The sequence below is a fragment of the Agrobacterium sp. SORGH_AS 787 genome (genome assembly GCF_030819035.1).
Lineage (GTDB): Bacteria > Pseudomonadota > Alphaproteobacteria > Rhizobiales > Rhizobiaceae > Agrobacterium > Agrobacterium larrymoorei_B.
The window spans coordinates 2,481,804-2,504,591 of the sequence record NZ_JAUTBG010000002.1 but is presented as its reverse complement, the minus strand read 5'-3'; the positions used below and the strand labels follow the sequence as shown (position 1 = coordinate 2,504,591).

Here is a 22,788-nt window from a genome sequence, read left to right as displayed (position 1 = left end):
TCTTCTTCATCAGCACAGGACGATGTGCTGAACCATTTTAAGGAGCAGGACTATGTGGACATTGAAGAATAGATTTGTCACCGCTGGTCTGGTTGCTTTGACAATTGCGGGCACCACAATTGCCACCACCAGCCAAGCTGAAGCACGCAACAATTTTGGCCGCGGCCTTGCCGCCGGTATTGCTGGTACACTCGTCGGTGGCGCGCTGCTGTCTGCTGCGCATGACAGGCCGGTTTATGGCACGCCTGTTTACGCCGAACCAACCTATTACGGACCGCCCCCTGTCGTTTACGAGCCCGTTTATCCCCGTTGCCATGTTGCATGGCGTCAGGACGGATTTGGCGACATGTATCGCGTCCGTGTCTGCGATTGATGTGAGCTGATATTGTAAGACTAAAACGATAAAGCTTTTTAATAGAGTATTTTTAAACGGGGCGGGCCGGTTATCGGTCCGCCTCCGTTCTTTCATCAGGCAGCATAACGGCCGTTACATTCTGATCCGATGCGGCAACAGAGTTTGGCAGTGGCACGTTCCGCTGCTTTTCGCGCATCAACGTCAGCAGGCCGGACCCCACGATGAGTGCTATCCCGACGAGCATCCAACCGTCTACTCTGTCTCCGAAGATCAGGTATCCGAAGAGGATGGCCCAGAGCATCTGGCTATACTGCGTCGGGCCGATCACGGCAGCAGGGGCGTGTTGCGCGGCGTACATAATGAGGACATTGGCAAGCGCCGCCAGCAGCCCGTAACCCGCCAGCATCAGCCATTGTTCGGCGTTCGGAAGGGTGAAGGAGGGGATCATCAACACGCCGCAGACTGCAAGACAGCCAAGAACGCCCGCGCCATAGAGCGAGATGTTCTTTTCTCTTGGTCCGATCGCGCGGAAGATGACGATGGAGATCGCTCCGCCCATGCCGCCGATGATTGCCCCGAGATGACCGATGGAGAGTTCGCGGAAGCCTGGTCTGAGAATGATGAGGACGCCGGCAAAGCCGATGATGACCGCCGACCAGCGCTTGATGCCGACCTGCTCCTTCAGAAAGATCACCGACATGATGGTGACGAAGGACGGAAGCAAGAAGATCAGGGCGAAGGCTTCCGCCATGGCAAGATGGGTGAACGCGACAACGCTTCCGATGGTGCTGGCACCGGTGGCGAAGAAGCGCAAGAGCCAAAGAGACCGGTTGGTCGTGCGGACGATATCCGTCCAGGCATCGTTGCGCTTGCGGATAAAGGGCAGCGCGAGCAGCCCAAAGAAGGCTCCGAAGAAGCCCGACTCGACGGGCGGCAATTGGCCGTCGATGAGCTTGACGCTTGCGTCACTGAAAGCATAGGCCGCGAAGGCGGCAAAGGCGAGCAATATGCCCTTCAACCTGCTGTCTGGCACGAAATCACCGCTGGATTATTGGGTCGAAGATAACAGCGGCGAGGAAGCGTTACTCACGCCATTTCGGCACTGCGATCAGTTCATTGCCCTATGCTCTTCTGCTTTCATTTTGGCAATATCCCGCAGTGCATTAATTAGAACGTCCGGCGTTTGTGCGCCGCTGACGGCATATTTCTGATCGAGAATAAAGAAGGGGACGCCAGAAACGCCCATTTGCTGCGCTGCGTCAATTTCAGCCTTGATCGTATCCTTGTCCGCATCCGAAGCCAGCAGACGGCGAACGAGTTCTCTGTCCATCCCGGCTTCACCTGCTATGTCGATCAGCACAGCGTGGTCGCCGATATTGCGGCCTTCCTCGAAGTTGGCCTTGAACAAGGCCGTTACGATTTTGTCCTGAAGGGCGCGGTCCTCGGCATGGGCCCAGAGCGAAAGCCGGTGCGCATCAAGCGTGTTCGGACCGATTTTGATCGCGTCGAAATCATAGGCAATGCCGACTTCACGACCCAGTTCGGTCAGCATTTTATGGGCCTGCTCGACGCGATCCTTGCCGCCTAGCTTCTTTTCCAGCTCGACCTTCTGATCGACGCCTTCGGGTGGATAATCCGGGTTCAACTGGTATGGGCGCCAGTTGATGTCGACGCTCACCTCGTCCTGGACCTCAGCTAAGGCCAGATCGAGACGTGCCTTCCCGAGATAGCACCAGGGACACACCATGTCCGAGACAATGTCGATGACAATGCGTTGCATGGTGTTGTTCCTTCCTGTGCTTGAATAGACGCCTCATCTAGATAGTCCTTGCTTGCGGCACAAGGCGTTACCAAAAGGGAACCGTCGCGGATGGAGCGGCGCAGCTGTTTTTACTGCGCGCGCGCATCCCACCATGTCTGCTTCTGGTTTCCGGTCAGAGGTGTCTTCTCCGGCCGGTCGATATATTTCCAGCGGGCAACCCATTGTGCGCCGATATAGTAGAGCGGAATCACATAATGGCCGGCCGTCAGAAGGCGGTCGTAGGCGCGCACGGCAACCTCGAAATCTTCCGTCTCCCGCGCTTGCAGCAAAGCCTCGATCATCCGATCGATATCCGGGTCCGCAACGCCGGCATAATTGAAGCTGCCATTGGCGTTCTTGGAGACCGAGCCCCAGCGATTGATCTGTTCTGCACCCGGCGACAAGGACGAGGGGAAGGAGCGGATGATCATATCATAATCGAAGCTGTTCGAGCGGGACTGGTACTGTCCATCATCCACGGAACGGATCGCCATATCGACGCCGATCAACTTCAAAGACCGCTGATAGGCAAGCGCGATACGCTCCTGTGCCGGGTTTTGCGTCATGATCTCGAAGCTCAGAGGCTTGCCGTCCTTGTCGACCATCTTGCCATTCTTGATGGTGAAGCCCGCCTCTCCGAGCTTGGCAACGGCTTTCTTGAGGACATTGCGGTCTGCGCCCGAGCCGTCCGTCGTCGGCATTTCGTAGGTGCCTGCCAGGATTTCCGGCGGCAGACGCTTTGCGGCGTCGCCGAGCAGCGCCAGTTCCTTCTCGTTGGCCGGGTTGCCATAGGCACCGAGCTTGGAGTTCTGCCAGAAGCTTTGGGTTCGCTTGAAGGCGCCACCGAGAATGTTTCGGTTCATCCACTCGAAATCGAGCACGTAGGACAGCCCCTCGCGCACCTTCTCGTCGGCGAAGATCGGGCGGCGGGTGTTGAAAACCAGACCGAACATGCCAGATGGAAGACCGGGTTCGAAGACATCCTTGACGATATCGCCGCGCTGAACTGCAGGGAAGTTATAAGCCTGGCCCCAGTGTGACGTGTCGGACGTACCGTTGATCGCGTCGCCTTCCGGATAAATGTCGATATCGCCCTTCTTGAAGGCTTCGAACATCGTCGTCACCTGCAGGAAATAGGTAACGCTGATTTCATCGTAATTATCGAAACCGACCTTGGAAGGAATGTCCTTTCCCCAATAATTCTTATCCCTTTCCCAGACGATCTGTTCGCCAGGGCGCAAGGATTTTATTTTGTAGGGACCGGAGCCGATCACCGGTCCCAGCCCTGCCTGCTCGAAGGTTTTGGCATCGATGGCGTGGGCCGGGAGGATCGGCGTGGAGGACGCCAATATGAGCGGCGTCTCGCGATTGGCTTTTTCATTGAAGGTGAAGCGAACGCTATGCTCGCCCACCTTTTCCATCTTGGCCACGCCATTCAGGCGGCTGTCGAATGGCGGGCGGCCTTTTTCTTTCAAAAGATTGAAGCTGAAGATCACGTCTTCCGGCGTGACAGGCTTGCCATCCTGCCAGTGGGCCTTCGGATTAAGATTGAATTGGATATAGGTGCGGTCATCGTCCCACTCGGCGCTTTCCGCCAAAAGACCATAAAGCGTGAACGGCTCGTCATGGGAGCGCTGCATCAGCGGCTCATAAAGAAGATTTCCGAATTCCGGGTCCCAAACGCCGCGCGCGGTGGTACGCATTCCTTTGAGAACGAAGGGATTGAGGGCATCGAAAGTGCCGACGACGCCATAGGAAACGCGGCCACCTTTCTTTACGTCCGGGTTCACATAAGGAAGATTTTTAAAGTCCGCAGGCAGGGCGGGTTTACCGTGCATCGAAATGCCGTGAAGCGGTTCAGCCATCGCCATGCCAGAGATCAGAAGGGCGGGAATGAGCGCCAAAAGGCTTCGCATGTCACTATCCTGTCGCATTCGGGCTTTTGATTCCAAGGTCGCGGGACCTGAACTCAAATCGCCTGTCTTGTTTGATTCCCGCGCAAATGTATCACAGCGGACAGGGGCATCCGATCACGGAAATCTTGTCGGATACAAGGAAAAAGTAAAAGAAATGCTGGATATCAGGTCGAACGGGATGTAACAGGAGTCCCGAAACACTCGGGTCACGCATTTGCCTCATTTAAACGACAGTGGAACGGGCAGACGGATACCGGCGATGTTGAGCGGCGCTCACATGAAGCGCTGCTTCGCATAAATTCAGGAGACGGAACTCTTATGATGCAAACTGCAAACACATTCACCCGGGCGGCCCTGTCTGCTCTCGTTCTTTCTCTGGGCGCCGTGTCTGCACCGGCTGTTTCTCAGGCTCAGCAGGCTGCCGCCCCGGCAGGCGCTCCGCCGCTCGGCTGGTTCAAGACCTGCAGCAAGCAGGAAGACAATGATGTTTGCGTTGTGCAGAATATCGTTCTTGCCCAGAACGGCCAGATGATTACCGCCGTTGGCCTCATCAGCGTCGAAGGCAAGGTCAACCGCAAAATCCTTCAGGTCTCCGTTCCGACTGCACGTCTTCTGCCTCCGGGCGTCGTCATGCAGATCGATGGCGGCAAGGGCCAGAAGCTTGATTACGCTGTTTGCCTTCCCGATAAGTGCACGGCTGAAGTCCAGCTGACGGATGCAATGATTGCGAGCCTGAAGAAGGGCAACGAAGTCGTCTTCACCTCGATCAACTTCCGTCGTGCGCCGAACCCCATCAAGATTGCACTGAACGGCTTCACCGGTGCTTATGACGGCCAGCCGATCAGCCAGTCTCAGCTTGCCGAAAGCCAGCGTTCGCTGCAGGAAGGCATGCAGAAGAAGGCTGAAGAAGCTCGCAAGAAGCTGGAAGCAGCACAGGAGGCCGCTAAGGCCAAGCCTGCAAACTAATTGGTCTGCAGAGACCAAAAAAGAACCGGCTTCGTTTGAGGCCGGTTTTTTCATGTCTAAAGCGTGTCGCTATCTTTCAGATTCGCTCACACGCTTTAGGTCTTCGTTTTATCGCATGTCGTTATCGCAAAACCGCTACACACTTTTGCTCGGCATGCTTTAGGTTTTGGAACTCGCTGACTCAGTGCGTCATGGCCGATTTTGGCCTCAGCTCACCATCGGGCGTCGTGTCGAATATCCGAGTGATATTCGGGTTGCGCAATGGCTGTTCGCTCTCGTCATGCACAAGGTTCTGCTCCGAGACGTAAGCGACATACTCAGTCTCATCGTTTTCCGCCAGCAGATGGTAGAACGGCTGGTCGCGGTCGGGGCGTATCTCAGCCGGGATTGCGTTCCACCATTCCTCGGTATTCGCGTATTCGGGATCAACGTCGAATATCACACCGCGGAACGGAAACACCTTGTGGCGAACGACTTCGCCGATGGTAAATTTTGCGTTTCGTTGTTTCATGGCATGTCATCCTTTCCCCATACAATTTGGGGTATTATGCGGAAATATCAAGATGTAGCGGTCTCAAGCGCCCAATCAGCGGATTGTTTCCCAAAGGTGCCGTTGCGAGGACCACGCCTCCTGTCACAAGTACAATGCCTACCGCATGATATGGTTCGAATGTCTCGCCAAGAAACAGCACGGCCATGACAATGGATACCGGTGGCATCATGTAGAGAGTAATGCCGGCTGTCACCGGTCCGAAGACGCGGACCGTATGCGTGAAGCAGTAGAAGGCCGCAATCGACGCAAAGAGAATGATGCCACCGATCTTTGCCCAGGCCATTGGCGTAGAGGGTAATAGGCCGCCGCTAAGAAGTTCCACGCCGGCAAGCGGCGCCAGAACAAGAGCGCCGGAAAAGGCGATCGTGCCGAAGAGGCTCAGAGATGCAAGATTGCGCGCGGCGGGATCGCGCAGGAGCACAGAGTAGATCGCAAAGGCGATGGCCCCGCTCAAGATCGCGAGATCGCCAATGTTGAAATTCAACGCCCAGAGCTGTGAGATATCTCCCTTCAGCACGATCTCTGCGACGCCGGCAAAGGCAATGAGCATGCCTATAAGCTCCAGCCGCCTGATTGGCCGACCCTGGAAGATACGCTGAAAGATAATGATGAAGAGTGACGATGTCGTGTAAATCAGCGTGCCGTTTGCAGCTGAGGTTTTCGTCAGGCCCCAATAGACGACGCCACCACAGACCGCCATGCCGAGCGCGCCAAGAACAAACCAGAGCATTGTGTTCTTTCGGACAAAGGTCACGCAGGCGCGCCAGTCGCCCAGAATGAAGGGCATGACGAAGATGGTGGAGAGGGACCAGCGCAGAAAGGCGGCGATAAAGGGCGAGACGTCGCCGCTGATGCCGCGGCCGAATATCACGTTGCTGGAGAAGAAGAAGGGAACGGCCAGAAAGATCAGCCAGTCACGAAGGCGAGGGGACGGGGCGGAACTCATGGGCATTTCCATTTTCGTATTTCGTCAGAGGGACCTTGCCCATCTATTGCTTGAAAAGAGAAAGGCGCCCCGCAGGGCGCCTCTATCCGTCGAATGGTCTTGTGATCCCATCCATGTCGGCGCGGGGGCTTGGAAAGGCGCTCCGAAGAGCGCCTCACGCAAACCTTTAAGCCGAATAGTACATGTCGAACTCGACTGGATGCGGAGTCATTTCGAAACGCATGACTTCCTGCATCTTCAGTTCGATGAAGGCATCGATCTGGTCGTCGTCGAACACACCGCCAGCGGTCAGGAACTTGCGGTCCTTGTCGAGGCTTTCAAGCGCTTCGCGCAGGCTTCCGCAGACCGTTGGGATCTTCTTCAGTTCCTTTGGCGGCAGGTCGTAGAGATCCTTGTCCATGGGCTTGCCGGGATGGATCTTGTTCTTGATGCCGTCAAGGCCCGCCATCAGCATGGCAGCGAAGCCGAGATAGGGGTTCTGCGTCGGGTCCGGGAAGCGGACTTCGACGCGCTTTGCCTTCGGGTTGGAGCCGAACGGAATGCGGCAGGATGCCGAGCGGTTGCGCGCAGAGTATGCCAGCAGAACAGGTGCTTCGTAGCCCGGGACCAGACGCTTGTAGGAGTTGGTCGTCGGGTTGGTGAAGGCGTTAATCGCCTTGGCATGCTTGATGATGCCGCCGATGTAATAGAGGCAGGTCTCGGAGAGGCCAGCATATTCATCGCCTGCGAAGGTTGGCTTGCCGCCCTTCCAGATGGACTGGTGAACGTGCATGCCCGAGCCGTTGTCGCCATAGATAGGCTTCGGCATGAAGGTTGCCGTCTTGCCGTAAGCGTTCGCAACCTGGTGAACCACATACTTGTAGATCTGCATCTTGTCGGCGCTGGAGACCAGGGTGTCAAACTTGACGCCGAGTTCGTGCTGCGCAGATGCCACTTCGTGGTGATGCTTTTCAACAACCACACCCATTTCGCCAAGAACCGTCAGCATTTCGGAACGCATGTCCTGGAGGCTGTCGACTGGCGGTACGGGGAAATAGCCACCCTTGACGCGCGGACGGTGGCCGAGGTTGCCGGTCTCGTAGTCGGTGTCGTCGTTGGACGGCAACTCGGAGGAATCGAGCTTGAAACCGGTGTTATAGGGATCGGCCTTGTACTTCACGTCGTCGAAGACAAAGAATTCTGGCTCTGGGCCAACGAAAACCGTGTCGCCGATGCCCGACGCCTTGAGGTAGGCTTCCGCCTTCTTGGCGGTGCCGCGCGGGTCACGGTTGTAGGATTCGCCGGAGATCGGATCCAGAATATCGCAGATGATCACCATCGTGGACTGCGCGAAGAACGGGTCCATGTGAACGGTGCCAGGGTCCGGCATCAGCACCATGTCGGATTCGTTGATGGCTTTCCATCCACCGATGGAGGAGCCGTCGAACATGACGCCGTCAGCGAACATGTCCTCGTCCACACAGGCCACGTCCATGGTGACGTGCTGCAGCTTGCCCTTCGGGTCTGTAAAGCGCAGGTCGACGAATTTTACATCGTTGTCCTTGATCTGCTTCAAGATATCATTGGCGGTGGTCATAGCAATTTTCCTTGAGTGGTAATGTTCAACCCGGTGAAGCATGAGCCTTTTTCGGCTCATTTTTTTTAAATGGCGTCCACACCCGTTTCACCCGTACGAATACGGATAACTTCTTCCACATTCGAGACGAAAATCTTTCCGTCGCCGATGCGCCCTGTCTGAGCGGCATTGCGAATCGCTTCGATCACAGCATCCGCATTTTCATCTGCAAGCACCACTTCGACCTTCACCTTCGGCAGAAAGTCGACGACATATTCTGCGCCGCGATAAAGTTCAGTATGGCCTTTTTGACGACCAAAGCCCTTGGCTTCCGTAACCGTTATTCCCTGAAGACCGACTTCCTGAAGGGCTTCCTTCACTTCGTCGAGCTTAAAAGGCTTAATGATCGCTTCGATCTTTTTCATGAGAAAATATCTCTCCGCTTCTCCCGTTAAAGCGGTCTTTCCGCTCCACCACAAGAATGCACGTATCGTGCCAGATCGGAAGCCAGTTTGAATAAAAAATCTGCGAAAATTGACGATGAAGTGAACGATTTCGCGCAGTTTGAGCGTGTTCAGCCTGCAAAATGTTTCCCTGTTGAGCCAAATATGGCAAAATTCTTCGAAAGCGGCCACAATTACAACCTGTTAGCTTACCGACTTCTGGCGTTTTTAATTGCATAAAAAATGATCATTTGATCGATTTTTAGCCTTTCTTTCTTGCCTCAAAAAGCGCCGGTTGCGTTTCGCGATATTTTCCGATGAGGTGCGCATCATGAGTCAGTCAATTCGCCGTCTTCTTGTCGATCCGGTCTCAATGAGCCGCATAGATGCCGCAGCGGAAGCCAGTGGGCTTTCCATCCTCTCGCTCATGGAACGGGCCGGGCAGGCCGTTGCCGCCTGCGCGTTGCGGCATTATCCACAGGCGCATCGGTACGCTGTTCTTTGTGGAACCGGCAACAATGGCGGCGACGGGTTCGTTGCCGCCCGCGCTCTTCGGGAGGCGGGTGCGGAAGTTGCGGTGTTCGTGTTTGGCGACGCGGTCAAGCTCAAGGGTGCAGCAAGGCAGGCCTATGATGCCTTGATGGATGACCAAGAGAATGCAGGCTATGAACCGCTTGCTGCTTTCACGCCGCGAGACGGCGACGTGGTGATCGACGGGATTTTCGGGGCGGGCCTATCGCGTGATGTTCCGTCAGAGGTTGCCGAGGTCATTGGTATTGTGGAGCGGGCGGGGACGCCTGTCGTCGCGATCGATCTGCCATCAGGGCTCTGTGGTCGCCGCGGCGTCGCTCTCGGGGCGGCCTTCAAGGCGATGCATACTGTGACCTTTGTGGCGAAGAAGCCAGGGCATGTTCTGATGCCAGGGCGCGAACTTTGCGGCGCATTGGAGGTTTTCGACATCGGCATTCCTCAGCGGATCGTTGAGGCGCATACAGGTCGCCTCTGGGAAAACTCCGCTGATCTCTGGGAGCGCTGTCTCGTTCTCGATGATGTGGAGACACACAAATTCAAACGCGGTCATCTCACCGTCTTTTCAGGCCCATCCCACGCAACCGGCGCAGCGCGGATGACGGCCCTGTCCGGCTTGCGCGCGGGTGCCGGTATCGTGACGATCGCAGCACCACAGGAAGCGATCTCGGTTCTATCGGCAACGCTCACTGCGGTCATGGTGACGCCCGTTGAGGATCAACATGCGCTGGCCACATGGGCTGACGATCAACGTCATGGCACTTATGTTCTTGGTCCGGGTTTCGGCGATCTGAAGAAGGCCAGAGAGTTCGTATCGCTTCTCAAGGGTCGCGCCCTGGTGCTGGATGCCGATGGTATAACCGCCTTCAAAGATGACAGGGACAAACTCTTCTCGCTCTTCGCCAGTGACGCGCCGCGCATTTTGACGCCGCATGAGGGAGAGTTTGCACGACTTTTCCCGGACGTTCATGCGGATAACACGCTGAGCAAGATCGAAAAGGCGCAAGCCGCTGCCAAATGCAGCAATGCCGTCATCGTCTACAAGGGAGCCGATACAGTCATTGCGGCACCTGATGGCCGTACTAGCGTCAATACGAACGCACCGTCGTCGCTGGCAACGGCGGGCTCTGGCGATGTGCTGGCGGGTATCTGCGGCGCGCTTCTCGCACAGCAGGTGCCGGCATTCGAGGCCGCCGCCGCCGCGGTGTGGTTGCACGGGCAGATTGCGCAGGGCCTCGGGCCGGGGTTGATCGCTGAGGATTTGGCATCGGCTGTCCGCCCATTCGCCGCGTTTCAAACGAAGGCTAAAGCGCGCTAGAAACGAGATGCCTTAGAGCTTGGGCGTATGGCTCGACCAGACGGGCTTACTGATCGTCTGAAGCTCTGCGGTCGGTCTGCCTTCAATGCGAGCGAGCACGGCCCGTGCAAGTTCGCGACCCGCCAGCTTGATATCCTCGTTCATCGTGTGGATTTCCGGTCGAAGCCAGTTGAGGAAGTCGGCGGACTGTTTCGACACGATATCCACATCCGTACCGATCTTCTTGCCACTCGCTTCGATCCCGGCCACGATCGCGATCGTCGAACTGCCGCTGATCGACACGATGCCGTCCGGCACATCGGTGCCGGTCATCAATCTTGCGGTTTCCTGCTTCAGCTCTTCCAGCGGCGTGTCGTTGTTGATGTTGGGCAGAGCGAATTCACTCAGGCCAAAGTCTTTGAGGCCGCGCTCAAACCCGCGGCGGGCGAAGTCATGATAGGAAAACTGGCTTTGCGGAAGCAGCACCGCCACGCGTTTTCGACCACACTGCGCCAAGCGCTTCATCGCCTCATAGACATAGGCTTCGTTGTCGAAGTCGTGAAAAGGGTGATCTATGCCCATGCTGCTGCGGCCATGGGTGGCGAAGGGCATGTTTCGCTCGGTCATCAGCCTCACGCGCGGATCTTCCGGGCGCACTTTGGAAATGATGACGCCATCTGCAGACCCCGTTTCCAGAATGTATCGGATAGGGGTCATCGTATCCTTGGCATGGGTGTGTGGCGTCACCACCAGATGGTAGGGTGTGTTGGTCAAAACCTCGGTGATGCCGAAGACCATCTGCGAGGTAAAACCCATCAATTCCTCATCGACGCTGAGGACGAGCGCGATGACATTTGTCTTGCCAGTGCGAAGACGTACACCCGCGCGGTTCGGCTGATAACCGATCTGCTGCGCGACACGCCGCACGCGCTCCTTGGTGTCCGCACCGATGTCCGGCGCGTCCTTCAAGGCTCTTGAGACTGTGGTGATGCCGAGACCGGTCATATAGGCGATGGTCTTCAGCGTCGGACGTTCGTTGGATGAAAGGGCTTGGCCGCTTGCTTCGATATCTGTGCTGTCGTTCATATGCCGCCACCTTCCTTTACCGGACAGTCATCGTAGTGCGGATTTATCCCATTGCAAAGCTTAAGGTGTCGCAGCGGATTGTGCTCATGAGCGAGTGCGACTGAAACGATGTAGATTTGACACGACCGGGTGAATATTTAATCTTCTTTCAAATGCACCAACGCCCCATTCCGATGGCGGGAGACGAACGAATCCTGTTTAGAGATATCATTAAAAATCTAAGCTAGTGTATTGAAATTGAATACATATGAGAATGTGTTGTATAAGGTTTTTGTGTGAGTATTATCTGATATTTGTCGAGCGCTTTTTTCATGGGTGACGGTTATAATTTTTTACGATAACGTTTCCGCCCGGAGGAATTCCCGATCTGATTTTTCATGGCTGCGGAAGAGGCTGGGACTTGCTTTAACCGCATTGCAGACAGTGGATGGAGTCGCAACGCCATGGCGGTTGCGGGAACAAGCAGGGCAGTGAAAATGGCATCAACCTATGCACGCGATCTCGTTATCGATCTCTCCGGCCCGTGGCGGCTGGCTTCGGCTGAAGGTGATCATAGCACAAGCATAACAATCCCGGGCGATGTCCATACGGCCTTGCGCGAAGCATCGATCATTCCCGATCCGTATTTTGGCAGGAACGAGAATGACGTCCAGTGGGTGGCGCATCGCGACTGGATCATCGAGCGCAGTTTCGTGGTCGATGATGTCGACGCCGGTTGGTATCTCGATATCGACAATCTCGACACGGTGGCCGTCGTCTTCGTCAATGATGCGCCTGTCCTGACAGCCGACAATTGTTTCCGCCGCTACAGACCCGATGTGTCCTCGGCTCTCCAGCCGGGTGAAAACATGATCCGCATCCATTTCCATTCCAGCATCAAGGCAGGCGCCGACCGCCAGGCGGCGCAGCCTTTCTATGTGCCCTACCACCCCGGCAACTCACCCATCCCCAACGGCAATCTTCTGCGTAAACCGCAGTGCCATTTTGGCTGGGACTGGAACATCGCGATCGCGCCACTCGGCCTTTATGGAAACATCCTCCTGCGCCGGCTCGAGACGGCGCGCATCGAGCACGTCACCACCACCCAGCATCATAAGGATGGCGGTGTGGAACTGCATGTGGAGGTCACGCTTTATGCCGCTCAGCCTGGCAGCGTGCCTGTGCATTTGTCGCTCGGCGACGAGAGGCTGAGGCTCGATTGTGGTGTCACTGCTGGTGAGACCGTCATTCGTCATGTGTTCTTTGTCGAAAATCCCAAGCTTTGGTGGCCCGCAGGTAGCGGCGAGCAGGCGCTCTACACGCTGAGTGTCGATCTGCCGGATGAGACCCTGACGCGCCAGATCGGCTTTCGCACCGTCGAGCTTCTGACCGATAAGGATGAGGCTGGCAGCCGTTTTGCGCTTCGCGTCAATGGCCGCGAGATCTTCTGCCGTGGTGCGAACTGGATACCGTCTGACGCACTGTTTTCTCTCTCAAGTGCGCAGAAGACCGAAGACCTGCTTCTCTCCGCCGTCGAAGCCCACATGAACATGATCCGCGTCTGGGGTGGTGGCTTCTACGAACCGGACTGGTTCTACGATCTCTGCGACAGGTTGGGTCTGATGGTGTGGCAGGACTTCATGTTCGCCTGCAATCTCTACCCCTGCACCGAAGACTTCCTCGACAATGTCGAGCTTGAGGTCGACTATCAGGTGAAGCGTCTTGCCTCTCATCCTTCGATTGCGCTCTGGTGCGGCGATAACGAGTTGGTCGGCGCACTGAACTGGTTCGAGGAGTCGCGCAACAACCGCGATCGCTATCTGGTCGCCTATGATCGCCTCAACCGCACCATCGAGCGCGCATTGAAGAAGGCCGCGCCATCGGCCATTTGGTGGCCCTCCAGCCCGGCCTCCGGCTATCTCGACTATGGCGACGCGTGGCATGCGGATGGGTCGGGCGATATGCATTACTGGTCCGTCTGGCACGAGAACAAGTCTTTCGACGATTACCGGACAGTGCGTCCGCGTTTCTGCTCGGAATTCGGTTTCCAATCCTATACGTCCATGCCAGTCATCCGCACCTATGCGGACAACAAGGACATGAACATCGCATCCCCGGTGATCGAACTCCACCAGAAGAATGCGGGCGGCAATGAGCGGATTGCGGGAACGATGTTCCGCTATTTCCGCTTCCCCAAGGACTTCGAGAATTTCGTCTACGTGAGCCAGGTGCAACAGGCGCTCGCCATCAAAACCGCGGTCGAATATTGGCGCTCGCTGAAGCCTCATTGCATGGGCACGCTCTATTGGCAGCTCAACGATACCTGGCCCGTCGCCTCATGGTCGAGCCTCGACTATGGCGGCAACTGGAAAGCCCTGCATTATGCGGCGCGGCGCTTCTTCCAGCCGGTTGCCGTGTCAGCCATTCCTTCTGAAGACGGCAAGTCCCTTCTGTTCTCGATGGTCAACGACACGCTGGACGATGTCGAAATCGACATGAACATCTTCGCCCTGGCGCTGGATGGCGTCCGCATTCCGCTGAAATCCGCCAGTGGCACCTGCGGACCGGATGCTGCGACGCTGTTGACCGAGATCGATCTCGATCAATTTCCGGCTGGCGCGCTGCTCTCCTGGAACTTCATCGCCTCCAACGGGATGATGGGCGAGGGGCATCATGTGCGCGAGACCTACAAGTCACTTGATCTTCGGCCATCCGCTCTAAGCCATCAGGTGAAGGCGCTGGACAACGGAGACGTCGAGGTCGAGGTTCAGGCAGAGGGCTTGGCGCTCTTCGTCATGGTGGAAGCCGATGTTGCCGGGCGCTACTCCGACAATCTCTTTGACCTCGCTGCCGGAGAAAGCCGTCGCATCGTCTTCTCTCCGAGCGAAAAGTCGCAGACCGTTAAGCCGTCGTTCAAGGTGTTCGATCTTTACACGTCGCAGTCCCAGGCTTGAAAGCCGACGGTGATCTTCTAAAGCGTATCGCGATCTTTCAGATTCGCTCACACGCTCTAGATATCTGTTTTGTCGCATGTCGTTATCGCAAAACCGCTGCACACTTTTGCGCGACATGCTTTAGTCTAACCGCACCACGATCCGCCGCCTCTTCGGCGGATCAGCGATTCCACACAAGGGAGGAAATCCATGGCCTGGCAACCGGCTGAAAACCGCTACGCATCCATGAAGTACAATCACTGCGGCCGCACGGGCCTCAAGCTTCCGGCCATATCGCTTGGCCTCTGGCACAATTTCGGCAACGACTTCTCCCATAAGACGAAACAGGAGATTTGCCGCAAGGCCTTCGATCTCGGGATCACTCATTTCGATCTAGCCAACAATTACGGCCCGCCTCCAGGCAGTGCCGAAAGCGCCTTCGGCGAAATCCTGAAGACCGATTTTGCCGGTTATCGCGATGAGCTGATCATCTCTTCCAAGGCGGGTTACAATATGTGGCCCGGTCCCTATGGCGAGTGGGGCAGCCGTAAATATCTGATTTCGTCCTGCGACCAGAGCCTGAAGCGCATGGGTCTGGATTACGTGGATATCTTCTACTCACACCGCTTCGATCCGGATACGCCTCTGGAAGAGACCTGTGGTGCGCTCGATCATATCGTGCGTTCGGGCAGAGCGCTTTATGTCGGTATCTCGTCCTACAACTCCCAGCGCACCCGCGAGGCTGCGGCGATCCTCAAGGATCTTGGTACGCCCTGCATCATTCATCAGCCGAGCTATTCGATGATCAACCGCTGGATCGAAGAGGACGGTCTTGTCGATACGCTGGAAGAACTCGGCATCGGCTCCATCGTTTTCTCTCCGCTCGCACAGGGTATGCTGACCACAAAGTATCTGAACGGCGTTCCGGATACGAGCCGCGCCAGCCAGAACAAGTCGCTCAATCCTGCCTTCCTCAATGAGCGCAACATCGAGAATATTCGTGGGCTCAACGCGATTGCCGAACGACGCGGACAGACGCTGGCGCAAATGGCCATTGCCTGGGTGCTGCGAGGCGGCCGGATTACGTCTGCACTGATTGGCGCAAGCCGGCCAGAGCAGGTGGAGGATTGCGTGAAGGCACTGGAAAAGCCGGACTTCACCGCAGACGAATTGGCCGAAATCGACCGCTATGCACGCGATGCCGACATCAACCTCTGGACCAAATCTGCCGAACTGAAAAAGTGAGGGGAGGTTACCGCTCGGGCGTCTCAGCCCGAGCGGCCACTGACGACTCGCTGATAATATTAGGGATCACGAACTTTAAGTTCATCCTCTAAGCCATCGTCAATGTTACCATATTGTAATTTGCTACTTCAGTTTCCGTTCATACTCGGCGCGATAGGGTCACCCCATCACAACAGGAAAGGAAACACCCATGAAAAAGCTCGTCACCGTTTTTCTGGCTGCGACAACTCTCGCAGCGCCGATGGCTCAGGCGCAGGGTCGCCATGATTACGGGCATGATCGCCGAGGTGTCCACGAACGGACGGTCACCACAAAGAAGGTGATCATCAAGAAGCATCGCTGGGATCGCGGTCAGCGTTTGACGCCCGCTGAGCGACGTCACTTTGTCGATCGTCGCGAGTATCGCCGCTACCACCTCCGAGAGCCGCGTCGCAATGAGCGCTGGGTGCGCGTCGACAACCAGTTTCTGCTGATCAACGCGGTCAGCGGCCTGATCATCGGCCTTGCCGCGGCACGGTAAATCGTAAAGCAGATGGGAGCGGGCGCATCGAGCGCCCGCTTTCTTTTATCAGATCAGGCAGCCTTTCTGTTCCAGTCGGGAAACGGGTCTTTCAGCTCCTGCCAGTTTTCCGGCGTGAAGCGCTCGGCCTCAATCAAACAGGCGTCAAGTTCCTGGCGTAGAGCCGCCTCGCTCATCGGGTCAGCGCCGATGAAGACGATCTCCTGACGCCGATCTCCCCAGACCTTGTCCATATAGGGCGCCAGCATCTTCTCGAAGCCCGGATCGTCCGGCCAGCGTGTCTTCGGTACGGAAGACCACCACAGCCCCATCTTGCCGGTTTTCACCAAAGCGCCTGCCTGGCTGATTTCGCCAACATGGTTGGGCCGCGTGGCCAGCCAGAAGAAGCCCTTGGCGCGGATCACGCCCGGCCAGTCACGATTGATGAAGGCATGGAAGCGGGCAGGATCGAAGGGCCGCTTCGCGCGGTAGACGAAGGAGCGGATGCCGTATTCTTCCGTCTCGGGGATGTGGCCCTTAAAACCGTGCAATTCCTTGAACCAGAGCGGATGTGTTTCCGCCTTGGCAAAGTCGAACAGCCCGGTGCCAAGCACGGCTGCCAGCTCCACTTTGCCAAAATCGGCTTCGATAAGACGTGCATCGGGATTGAGGCCGACGACGATCTTGCGGGCAGCATCAAGCTCTGCTGGGCTGGCGGCAGAGACCTTGTTCAAAACCACGACATTGGCAAATTCGATCTGTTCGACCAGAAGATCGACCAGTGTGCGGTCGTCGCCGTCACCTGCCGTTTCGCCGCGATCCGCCAGGAAATCCGCAGATCCGTAATCCTTCAACAGATTGGCGCAATCCACCACAGTGACCATCGTATCCAGCTTCGCGACATCCGACAGGCTTTGACCGTTCTCGTCACGGAAATCGAAGGTGGCTGCCACGGGCAGGGGTTCGGCAATGCCGGTGGATTCGATCAGCAGGTAATCGAAGCGACCCTGTTCGGCCAGTTGCCTGACCTCGTTCAACAGGTCGTCTCTCAGCGTGCAACAGATGCAGCCATTGGTCATCTCGACCAGTTGTTCTTGTGTGCGTGAGAGATTGGCGCCGCCATCACGGATAAGAGCCGCGTCGATATTGACCTCGCTCATATCGTTGACGATCACCGCCACTCGCAGACCTTCGCGATTGCTGAGGATGTGGTTGAGGAGGGTGGTTTTGCCGGCTCCGAGAAAGCCGGACAGAACTGTCACGGGCAGCTTCTTTTGCATGAAACACCTCATACGTTATAACGTTACATTTGGGTTTAAAAAGAGAGGCGGTCCTTGCCGCCCCTCGATGCCGGTCCGATCAGGACAGGCAGTTCTTCAGCGAGCTGGCAATGCCACGCATCAGCTTGAAATAAAGGTCCGGTCCGGCTTCGAGCGTGCCAGCTTCCGGGTCCAACGTGCCGGACTTGGCGTTGGTGCCTTCGATGGCGACATTGACCAGCTTCGGCTCGAACTGCGGCTCGGCGAAGACGCAGGTTGCGTTGAGTTCCTTCACCTTGGCCTGGATCTGCTTGATGCGGTCGGCACCCGGCATGTTTTCTGGGCTGACGGTGATCGACCCGGCTGTCTTTACGCCGTAGCGATGTTCGAAATACTGGTAAGCATCATGGAAGACGATAAAGGGCTTGTCCTTGATAGGCGCGATGGTCGCTGCAATTTCCTTGTCCAGCGCGTCGAGATTATCGACCAGCTTCTTGGTGTTTTCCTGGTAGGTCTTGGCGTTTGCCGGATCGGCGGTCATTAGCGTCTTTTCGATTTCCGTTGCCATGGCTTTGGCGTTTGCCGGATCGAGCCACAGGTGCATGTCATACTCGCCATGGTCATGACCCTCTTCATGGGCGTGTTCGTGCTCACCCTCATGCGCGTGGTCGTGGCCCTTTTCGCCTTCATGTGCATGATCATGACCCTCATGATCATGTCCTTCATGGTCATGCGTATCCTCGCCCTCATGGGCATGGTCGTGACCTTCCGCCTCTGCGTGGTCATGACCTTCATGGTCACCATGGTCATGGGCCTCGAAGGGGCCGCCCTCGCGGAATTTCAGCCTTTCGATGCCTGGCGCATCGTCCAGTTCAACGACGGTTGCCTTGCCGGCCAGTGATTCCAGCGGCTTTTCGAGAAACTTTTCCAGCCCGTCGCCGACCCAGAAGACGACATCGGCGTTCTCCAGCGCCTTGGCATTGGATGGCTTGAGGCTATAGGTATGAGGAGAAGCGCCGCCATCGACGATGACCTGCGGCTCCGCGACACCTTCCATAATGGCCGCCACCAGGGAGTGGATCGGCTTGATCGATACGACGACATTGGGTGCCGCCATGGCGTTGGATGCGCCGATCATGGCGGCAGAGGCGAGGAGGAGGGCGGCGAGTGACTTCATAGGGCATGCTCCACTTGTATCGAAGTGTAATGTTATTACATAAGTTGCGTAACGCTATAACGTATGCCATAGCCATGTGCAACAGCCGCAATCGGAAAAATCCCATGCTTCATTCTCCGGCCAAAACCGACGGAAATCTCGTCTCCCTGTCCAGTGCAGGTGTAAGACGCAGCGGGCGTTGGCTGGTGCGCGGCGTGGACTTTTCTGTCCGTCGCGGCGAGATCGTGACGCTGATTGGCCCCAACGGATCGGGTAAATCCACCAGTGCCAAGATGGCGATTGGCGTCATGAAGCCGGATGAAGGAAAGGTCGAGCGTCTGGCCGGCCTCAAGGTCGGCTATGTGCCGCAAAAACTTTCCGTCGACTGGACGATGCCTTTGACCGTCTGGAGGCTGATGACGCTGACCGGTGCCTTACCCGCAAGAGAGATCGACGCGGCGTTGAATGCCACCGGCATTGCGCATCTTGCCAAGGCCGAGGTTCAACATCTTTCAGGCGGCGAGTTCCAGCGCGCGCTTCTGGCGCGCGCAATCGCCCGCAAGCCCGACCTGCTCGTTCTGGATGAGCCGGTGCAAGGTGTGGATTTTTCCGGCGAGATTGCGCTTTACGATCTCATCAAAACCATCCGTAATTCCACGGGCTGCGGCATTCTACTGATATCCCACGATCTGCATGTGGTGATGGCGGAAACCGACACGGTCATCTGCCTGAATGGCCACGTCTGCTGCCGAGGTACGCCGCAGGCTGTCAGCCAGAGCCCGGAATATATGCGCCTCTTCGGTGGCGCGGCTGCCAAGGGGCTGGCAGTCTATAGCCACCACCATGATCACACGCATCTGCCGGATGGACGCGTGATGCATTCCGATGGCTCGGTAACGGACAATTGCCACCCGGATGATGGGCATCATCACGGCCACGATGACCATGATCACGCACATTCGCATTCCCATGGCGATCATCATGATCATGAGGACAACGCTTGTGGCTGCGGCCATGACCATCACGGGTCCGATGACGCTGCCCATGCGCGTGGAGTGAAACATGTTTGACGACTTCTTCATCCGCGCCATCTTTGCCGGTGTCGGCGTTGCGCTGACCGCCGGTCCGCTCGGCTGTTTCGTGGTTTGGCGGCGCATGGCCTATTTCGGCGACACCATGGCGCATTCGGCGCTACTCGGTGTGGCGCTCTCGCTGCTGCTTCAGCTGAACCTCATCGTCAGCGTTTTTCTCGTCGCCGCAGCGGTGTCTTTGCTTTTGCTCTTGCTGCAGCGCCGCCAGGCCCTTTCGGCCGACGCGCTGCTCGGCATTTTGTCGCATTCCGCACTTGCTTTCGGTCTCGTCATCGTCGCCTTCATGACGTGGGTGCGGATCGATCTCGTCGCGTTTCTCTTCGGTGATATTCTTGCCGTCTCCGTCACCGATATTCAGATGGTCTGGGGCGGAGGCATCCTTGTGTTGCTGGCCATCGTCTATCTATGGAAACCGCTTCTGGCCTCAACGGTCAATGCGGAGCTTGCCGAGGCAGAAGGATTGCAACCTGAAAGGTCCAAGCTTCTCTTCATGCTGCTGATGGCGCTTGTCATTGCCATCGCCATGAAGATCGTCGGCATCATGCTGATCACGTCTTTGCTGATCATTCCGGCAGCAACGGCCAGACGCTTCTCCTCGACCCCGGAAATCATGGCGGTGCTGGCCTCGCTGATCGGTGCTGTCGCCGTCATCGGCGGGCTGATGGGATCGCTGCAATATGACACGCCGTCCGGCCCGTCGATTGTCGTGGCCGCCGTCTTGCTTTTCGTCTTGAGTCTTTTGCCTGTGCCGGGACGGTCGCGCAGTGCCGAGCAGGGAGTGAACTGATGAACATGAATACGAACGCTAAGAACCTCACGCGCAACCAGTCACTGGTCTACGATGCGCTGTCCCGCTCACAGGCGCCGCTCAGTGCCTACGTTATCCTCGACAAGCTAAGAGACAGCGGCTTTCGTGCGCCCTTGCAGGTCTATCGCGCGCTGGAAAAGCTGATCGAATTCGGTCTGGTCCACCGGCTTGAAAGCCTGAACGCTTTCGTGGCGTGCTCCCATACCAGCGCGGATTGCTGCAGCCATCACCACGGCACGGTGGCCTTTGCCATCTGCAATGCCTGTGGCCAGGTGACCGAGTTCCACGACCACGAGATCGACCATCGCCTGGGCGATTGGGTGAAGGGACAAAAGTTCAAGGCGGAAAAGACCACGATAGAAATCCGTGGACTATGTGCGGCCTGTGCTGCCTAAAGGATTGTCATAAGACAAGCGTGGTGAGCGAATCTGAAAGATTTCGACACGCTTTGATCGCACACAATCTCAGTCGCAATATTGATAATAGTTGATAAGCGTCCTAATTTGCGTGCAGTGCCTTGTAGGAGCGATCAATGATTAGCGCTGATCTCGGAAAGCAGCTGGAAAACTATATACAGAACCTCGTTGATAATGGCCGGTATGGTTCCAAGAGTGAAGTTCTGCGGGAAGGCGTGCGGCTTGTGCAGGAGCGAGAGCGACGACTGGAAGCACTCGACGCTTCGATTTCAAGGGGTATCTCTGATGCTGAGGCTGGAAGAACCCATGCAGCTGAAGATGTGTTCAATGAACTCAAGTCTCGACACATAAACTCGTTGCCGGGCAAATAGGAATGAGGGTTCGCCTTACCAGCGAGGCAAAGGACGATCTCATCCGGATTGCAGATTTTATCGCTGAGAGTAACCCGGTCAGAGCCTTATCTTTTATCGAGGAACTGGAGCAGAGCTGTCTTGCGATTGGCGATATGCCAAATGCATTCCCGTTCGTCGCTCGCTATGAACGCCAAGGTCTTCGTAGGCGGGTACATGGCGACTATCTCATCTTTTATCGTGTCGAGACCGAGCACGTTACCATCATTCATATTCTGCACGGCGCCAGGGATTATGTTGCCATCCTATCCGGAGAGTGACCCAATGGCGCTGAACCGAGAACCGGTCACCCCATCACCTAAAGAGGCTTCAGTTCTTCGGCAAAGCGTTTCCAGTTGGCCACATATTTTTCTGCCGATTTTTTGATGCCCTCGGCTGACTTGTCATCCAGCGAGCGAACAACGCGAGCAGGGGAGCCGACGATGAGGGAATTGTCCGGGAACTCTTTACCCTCCGTGACGAGCGCATTGGCGCCAACGAGGCAATTTCTTCCGATCTTCGCACCGTTCAGGATCGTCGCGCCCATACCGATCAGGGTATTGTCGCCGATCGTGCAGCCATGAATGATGGCGTGGTGGCCTATGGTGCAGTGCTCACCGATCGTGGCGGGGAAACCCGGATCGCTGTGCACCATCACACCTTCCTGGATATTTGTACCGCGGCCGACCGTCATCGGCTCGTTATCGCCGCGAAGTGTGGCGCCGAACCAGATGCCGACATCCTCACCCAGTGTGACGGAGCCGATGACATTGGCATCCGGGGCGATCCAGTATCGACCCGGAGCCGGCAGGTTCGGCACTCTTGCGCCAAGGCGATAGATCGGCATGGGGTGGCTCTCCGATTTCTGTTCGAGCGTTAGACGACCTTGACCGTCAGCGTACCGACACCATCCACACCGCACTCCATGGTGTCGCCCTTTACGATGGGGCCGACGCCTGCCGGCGTGCCGGTCATGATCACATCACCTGCGGCCAGTGTGAAAACCTTCGACAGTTCGGCGATGATTTCCGCCGTCTTCCAGATCATCTGATCGAGATCGCCGGATTGCTTGCGTGTGCCGTTCACATCAAGCCAGACCGCACCCTTGTCTGGATGTCCGATCTTAGAAGCTGGAACAAGCGGCGAGATGGGTGCGGAGAATTCGAAGGCCTTGGCGCCTTCCCAGGAGCGGCCCATTTTCTTCAGCGTGTCCTGCATGTCGCGGCGCGTCATGTCGATGCCCACACCATAACCCCATACGTGATCGAGCGCGGTTTCGACCGGAATATTCGAGCCACCGCTCTTCAGCGCCACGACACACTCGACTTCGTAATGAACGTTGGACGAAAGGTCCGGATAGGGAAAATCCTCACCCGCGGGCAGTAGATTGTCCGGGTTTTTCTGGAAGAAGAAGGGCGGCTCGCGCGATGGATCATGGCCCATCTCGATCGCGTGATCCGCATAGTTGCGCCCGACGCAATAGACCCGTCGCACGGGGAAGGTCTCAGTCGTGCCTTCGACGGGCAGCAGAACGGGTTCGGGGGCGGGGACAACTGTCGCGGGCATG

At 56.7% G+C, this 22,788-nt stretch carries 23 protein-coding genes; 11 read left to right on the top strand and 12 right to left on the bottom strand.

Annotated features, from left to right (window positions below; all coding sequences use genetic code 11):
• The first annotated feature begins 52 nt into the window (after nt 1-52).
• The gene (locus tag QE435_RS21410) at nt 53-373 is read left to right on the top strand and encodes a hypothetical protein (RefSeq protein WP_062427406.1); all 321 of its coding nucleotides are present in this window, start codon (nt 53-55) and stop codon (nt 371-373) included.
• 70 nt (nt 374-443) lie between these two features.
• On the opposite strand, the gene QE435_RS21405 is transcribed toward QE435_RS21410, so the two are convergent.
• The 3 genes from QE435_RS21405 to QE435_RS21395 form a co-directional block, all read right to left on the bottom strand.
• Nucleotides 444-1,388, bottom strand: a complete 945-nt coding sequence (locus tag QE435_RS21405) for a DMT family transporter (RefSeq protein WP_306933029.1) — start codon at nt 1,386-1,388, stop codon at nt 444-446.
• 75 nt (nt 1,389-1,463) lie between these two features.
• Nucleotides 1,464-2,135 carry a DsbA family protein gene (locus QE435_RS21400; RefSeq protein WP_349042596.1) on the bottom strand — a complete coding sequence of 224 codons (672 nt, stop codon included), beginning with the start codon at nt 2,133-2,135 and terminating at the stop codon, nt 1,464-1,466.
• A gap of 110 nt (nt 2,136-2,245) precedes the next feature.
• A complete protein-coding gene (locus QE435_RS21395) occupies nt 2,246-4,072 on the bottom strand; it encodes an extracellular solute-binding protein (RefSeq protein ID WP_349042595.1) in 1,827 nt (608 codons plus the stop codon).
• 318 nt (nt 4,073-4,390) lie between these two features.
• Here QE435_RS21395 and QE435_RS21390 point away from each other — a divergent pair, with 318 nt between their 5' ends.
• Nucleotides 4,391-5,038, top strand: a complete 648-nt coding sequence (locus QE435_RS21390) for an invasion associated locus B family protein (protein WP_306933022.1) — start codon at nt 4,391-4,393, stop codon at nt 5,036-5,038.
• 181 nt (nt 5,039-5,219) lie between these two features.
• Here QE435_RS21390 and hspQ read toward each other — a convergent pair whose 3' ends face one another.
• The 4 genes from hspQ to QE435_RS21370 all read right to left on the bottom strand — a co-directional run bounded on the left by hspQ (nt 5,220) and on the right by QE435_RS21370 (nt 8,517).
• Nucleotides 5,220-5,549, bottom strand: a complete 330-nt coding sequence (gene hspQ, locus QE435_RS21385) for a heat shock protein HspQ (protein WP_062427401.1) — start codon at nt 5,547-5,549, stop codon at nt 5,220-5,222.
• Between the two features lie 34 nt (nt 5,550-5,583).
• Entirely contained in the window at nt 5,584-6,537 is a 954-nt protein-coding gene (locus tag QE435_RS21380; RefSeq protein WP_349042594.1) for a DMT family transporter, read from the bottom strand.
• A gap of 166 nt (nt 6,538-6,703) precedes the next feature.
• On the bottom strand, nt 6,704-8,113 hold the full coding sequence (glnA, locus tag QE435_RS21375) for a type I glutamate--ammonia ligase (RefSeq protein ID WP_306933016.1): 1,410 nt from the start codon (nt 8,111-8,113) through the stop codon (nt 6,704-6,706).
• Between the two features lie 65 nt (nt 8,114-8,178).
• Entirely contained in the window at nt 8,179-8,517 is a 339-nt protein-coding gene (locus tag QE435_RS21370) for a P-II family nitrogen regulator (RefSeq protein ID WP_007753933.1), read from the bottom strand.
• A gap of 349 nt (nt 8,518-8,866) precedes the next feature.
• On the opposite strand from QE435_RS21370, the gene QE435_RS21365 reads away from it, so the two are divergent.
• On the top strand, nt 8,867-10,381 hold the full coding sequence (locus tag QE435_RS21365) for an NAD(P)H-hydrate dehydratase (RefSeq protein WP_349042593.1): 1,515 nt from the start codon (nt 8,867-8,869) through the stop codon (nt 10,379-10,381).
• A gap of 12 nt (nt 10,382-10,393) precedes the next feature.
• On the opposite strand, the gene QE435_RS21360 is transcribed toward QE435_RS21365, so the two are convergent.
• Nucleotides 10,394-11,446: a LacI family transcriptional regulator gene (locus QE435_RS21360; RefSeq protein ID WP_349042592.1), complete on the bottom strand. Its 1,053-nt coding sequence runs from the start codon at nt 11,444-11,446 to the stop codon at nt 10,394-10,396.
• 476 nt (nt 11,447-11,922) lie between these two features.
• Between QE435_RS21360 and QE435_RS21355 the strand changes: the two genes are divergently transcribed.
• The 3 genes from QE435_RS21355 to QE435_RS21345 all read left to right on the top strand — a co-directional run bounded on the left by QE435_RS21355 (nt 11,923) and on the right by QE435_RS21345 (nt 16,123).
• A complete protein-coding gene (locus QE435_RS21355; RefSeq protein WP_349042591.1) occupies nt 11,923-14,379 on the top strand; it encodes a glycoside hydrolase family 2 protein in 2,457 nt (818 codons plus the stop codon).
• Between the two features lie 189 nt (nt 14,380-14,568).
• Nucleotides 14,569-15,603: an L-glyceraldehyde 3-phosphate reductase gene (mgrA, locus tag QE435_RS21350; RefSeq protein ID WP_349042590.1), complete on the top strand. Its 1,035-nt coding sequence runs from the start codon at nt 14,569-14,571 to the stop codon at nt 15,601-15,603.
• A gap of 190 nt (nt 15,604-15,793) precedes the next feature.
• Nucleotides 15,794-16,123, top strand: a complete 330-nt coding sequence (locus QE435_RS21345) for an RcnB family protein (protein WP_349042589.1) — start codon at nt 15,794-15,796, stop codon at nt 16,121-16,123.
• 53 nt (nt 16,124-16,176) lie between these two features.
• Here QE435_RS21345 and zigA read toward each other — a convergent pair whose 3' ends face one another.
• Complete coding sequence (gene zigA / locus QE435_RS21340) at nt 16,177-17,382, bottom strand: zinc metallochaperone GTPase ZigA (protein WP_349042588.1); 1,206 nt, start codon at nt 17,380-17,382, stop codon at nt 16,177-16,179.
• Between the two features lie 79 nt (nt 17,383-17,461).
• Nucleotides 17,462-18,538, bottom strand: a complete 1,077-nt coding sequence (locus QE435_RS21335) for a zinc ABC transporter substrate-binding protein (RefSeq protein ID WP_349042587.1) — start codon at nt 18,536-18,538, stop codon at nt 17,462-17,464.
• Between the two features lie 104 nt (nt 18,539-18,642).
• On the opposite strand from QE435_RS21335, the gene znuC reads away from it, so the two are divergent.
• The 5 genes from znuC (at nt 18,643) to QE435_RS21310 (ending at nt 21,502) form a co-directional block, all read left to right on the top strand.
• Nucleotides 18,643-19,587 (top strand): zinc ABC transporter ATP-binding protein ZnuC, encoded by a 945-nt coding sequence (gene znuC, locus QE435_RS21330; protein WP_349042586.1) that lies wholly within the window; start codon nt 18,643-18,645, stop codon nt 19,585-19,587.
• On the top strand, nt 19,580-20,395 hold the full coding sequence (gene znuB / locus QE435_RS21325; RefSeq protein ID WP_349042585.1) for a zinc ABC transporter permease subunit ZnuB: 816 nt from the start codon (nt 19,580-19,582) through the stop codon (nt 20,393-20,395). The genes znuC and znuB overlap by 8 nt, the downstream gene beginning before the upstream one ends.
• Complete coding sequence (gene zur, locus QE435_RS21320) at nt 20,395-20,811, top strand: zinc uptake transcriptional repressor Zur (protein WP_309771117.1); 417 nt, start codon at nt 20,395-20,397, stop codon at nt 20,809-20,811. The genes znuB and zur overlap by 1 nt, the downstream gene beginning before the upstream one ends.
• A 137-nt stretch (nt 20,812-20,948) precedes the next feature.
• Nucleotides 20,949-21,203 (top strand): type II toxin-antitoxin system ParD family antitoxin, encoded by a 255-nt coding sequence (locus tag QE435_RS21315; RefSeq protein WP_309771116.1) that lies wholly within the window; start codon nt 20,949-20,951, stop codon nt 21,201-21,203.
• 2 nt (nt 21,204-21,205) lie between these two features.
• On the top strand, nt 21,206-21,502 hold the full coding sequence (locus tag QE435_RS21310) for a type II toxin-antitoxin system RelE/ParE family toxin (protein ID WP_349042584.1): 297 nt from the start codon (nt 21,206-21,208) through the stop codon (nt 21,500-21,502).
• Nucleotides 21,503-21,540: 38 nt separating this feature from the next.
• Here the strand turns inward: QE435_RS21310 and QE435_RS21305 are convergent, their stop codons facing one another.
• The gene (locus QE435_RS21305) at nt 21,541-22,068 is read right to left on the bottom strand and encodes a gamma carbonic anhydrase family protein (RefSeq protein WP_349042583.1); all 528 of its coding nucleotides are present in this window, start codon (nt 22,066-22,068) and stop codon (nt 21,541-21,543) included.
• Nucleotides 22,069-22,097: 29 nt separating this feature from the next.
• A complete protein-coding gene (locus QE435_RS21300) occupies nt 22,098-22,787 on the bottom strand; it encodes a fumarylacetoacetate hydrolase family protein (protein ID WP_306932991.1) in 690 nt (229 codons plus the stop codon).
• Nucleotide 22,788: the final 1 nt, after the last annotated feature.

Excerpts from the sequence above, each read along its gene's own strand:
- QE435_RS21410 (WP_062427406.1), top strand. The coding sequence starts at position 53 with ATGTGGACATTGAAGAATAGATTTGTCACCGCTGGTCTGGTTGCTTTG.
- QE435_RS21400 (WP_349042596.1), bottom strand. The coding sequence starts at position 2,135 with ATGCAACGCATTGTCATCGACATTGTCTCGGACATGGTGTGTCCCTGG.
- QE435_RS21395 (WP_349042595.1), bottom strand. The coding sequence starts at position 4,072 with ATGCGAAGCCTTTTGGCGCTCATTCCCGCCCTTCTGATCTCTGGCATG.
- QE435_RS21390 (WP_306933022.1), top strand. The coding sequence starts at position 4,391 with ATGATGCAAACTGCAAACACATTCACCCGGGCGGCCCTGTCTGCTCTC.
- hspQ (WP_062427401.1), bottom strand. The coding sequence starts at position 5,549 with ATGAAACAACGAAACGCAAAATTTACCATCGGCGAAGTCGTTCGCCAC.
- QE435_RS21380 (WP_349042594.1), bottom strand. The coding sequence starts at position 6,537 with ATGAGTTCCGCCCCGTCCCCTCGCCTTCGTGACTGGCTGATCTTTCTG.
- glnA (WP_306933016.1), bottom strand. The coding sequence starts at position 8,113 with ATGACCACCGCCAATGATATCTTGAAGCAGATCAAGGACAACGATGTA.
- QE435_RS21370 (WP_007753933.1), bottom strand. The coding sequence starts at position 8,517 with ATGAAAAAGATCGAAGCGATCATTAAGCCTTTTAAGCTCGACGAAGTG.
- QE435_RS21365 (WP_349042593.1), top strand. The coding sequence starts at position 8,867 with ATGAGTCAGTCAATTCGCCGTCTTCTTGTCGATCCGGTCTCAATGAGC.
- QE435_RS21360 (WP_349042592.1), bottom strand. The coding sequence starts at position 11,446 with ATGAACGACAGCACAGATATCGAAGCAAGCGGCCAAGCCCTTTCATCC.
- QE435_RS21355 (WP_349042591.1), top strand. The coding sequence starts at position 11,923 with ATGGCATCAACCTATGCACGCGATCTCGTTATCGATCTCTCCGGCCCG.
- mgrA (WP_349042590.1), top strand. The coding sequence starts at position 14,569 with ATGGCCTGGCAACCGGCTGAAAACCGCTACGCATCCATGAAGTACAAT.
- QE435_RS21345 (WP_349042589.1), top strand. The coding sequence starts at position 15,794 with ATGAAAAAGCTCGTCACCGTTTTTCTGGCTGCGACAACTCTCGCAGCG.
- zigA (WP_349042588.1), bottom strand. The coding sequence starts at position 17,382 with ATGCAAAAGAAGCTGCCCGTGACAGTTCTGTCCGGCTTTCTCGGAGCC.
- QE435_RS21335 (WP_349042587.1), bottom strand. The coding sequence starts at position 18,538 with ATGAAGTCACTCGCCGCCCTCCTCCTCGCCTCTGCCGCCATGATCGGC.
- znuC (WP_349042586.1), top strand. The coding sequence starts at position 18,643 with ATGCTTCATTCTCCGGCCAAAACCGACGGAAATCTCGTCTCCCTGTCC.
- znuB (WP_349042585.1), top strand. The coding sequence starts at position 19,580 with ATGTTTGACGACTTCTTCATCCGCGCCATCTTTGCCGGTGTCGGCGTT.
- zur (WP_309771117.1), top strand. The coding sequence starts at position 20,395 with ATGAACATGAATACGAACGCTAAGAACCTCACGCGCAACCAGTCACTG.
- QE435_RS21315 (WP_309771116.1), top strand. The coding sequence starts at position 20,949 with ATGATTAGCGCTGATCTCGGAAAGCAGCTGGAAAACTATATACAGAAC.
- QE435_RS21310 (WP_349042584.1), top strand. The coding sequence starts at position 21,206 with ATGAGGGTTCGCCTTACCAGCGAGGCAAAGGACGATCTCATCCGGATT.
- QE435_RS21305 (WP_349042583.1), bottom strand. The coding sequence starts at position 22,068 with ATGCCGATCTATCGCCTTGGCGCAAGAGTGCCGAACCTGCCGGCTCCG.
- QE435_RS21300 (WP_306932991.1), bottom strand. The coding sequence starts at position 22,787 with ATGCCCGCGACAGTTGTCCCCGCCCCCGAACCCGTTCTGCTGCCCGTC.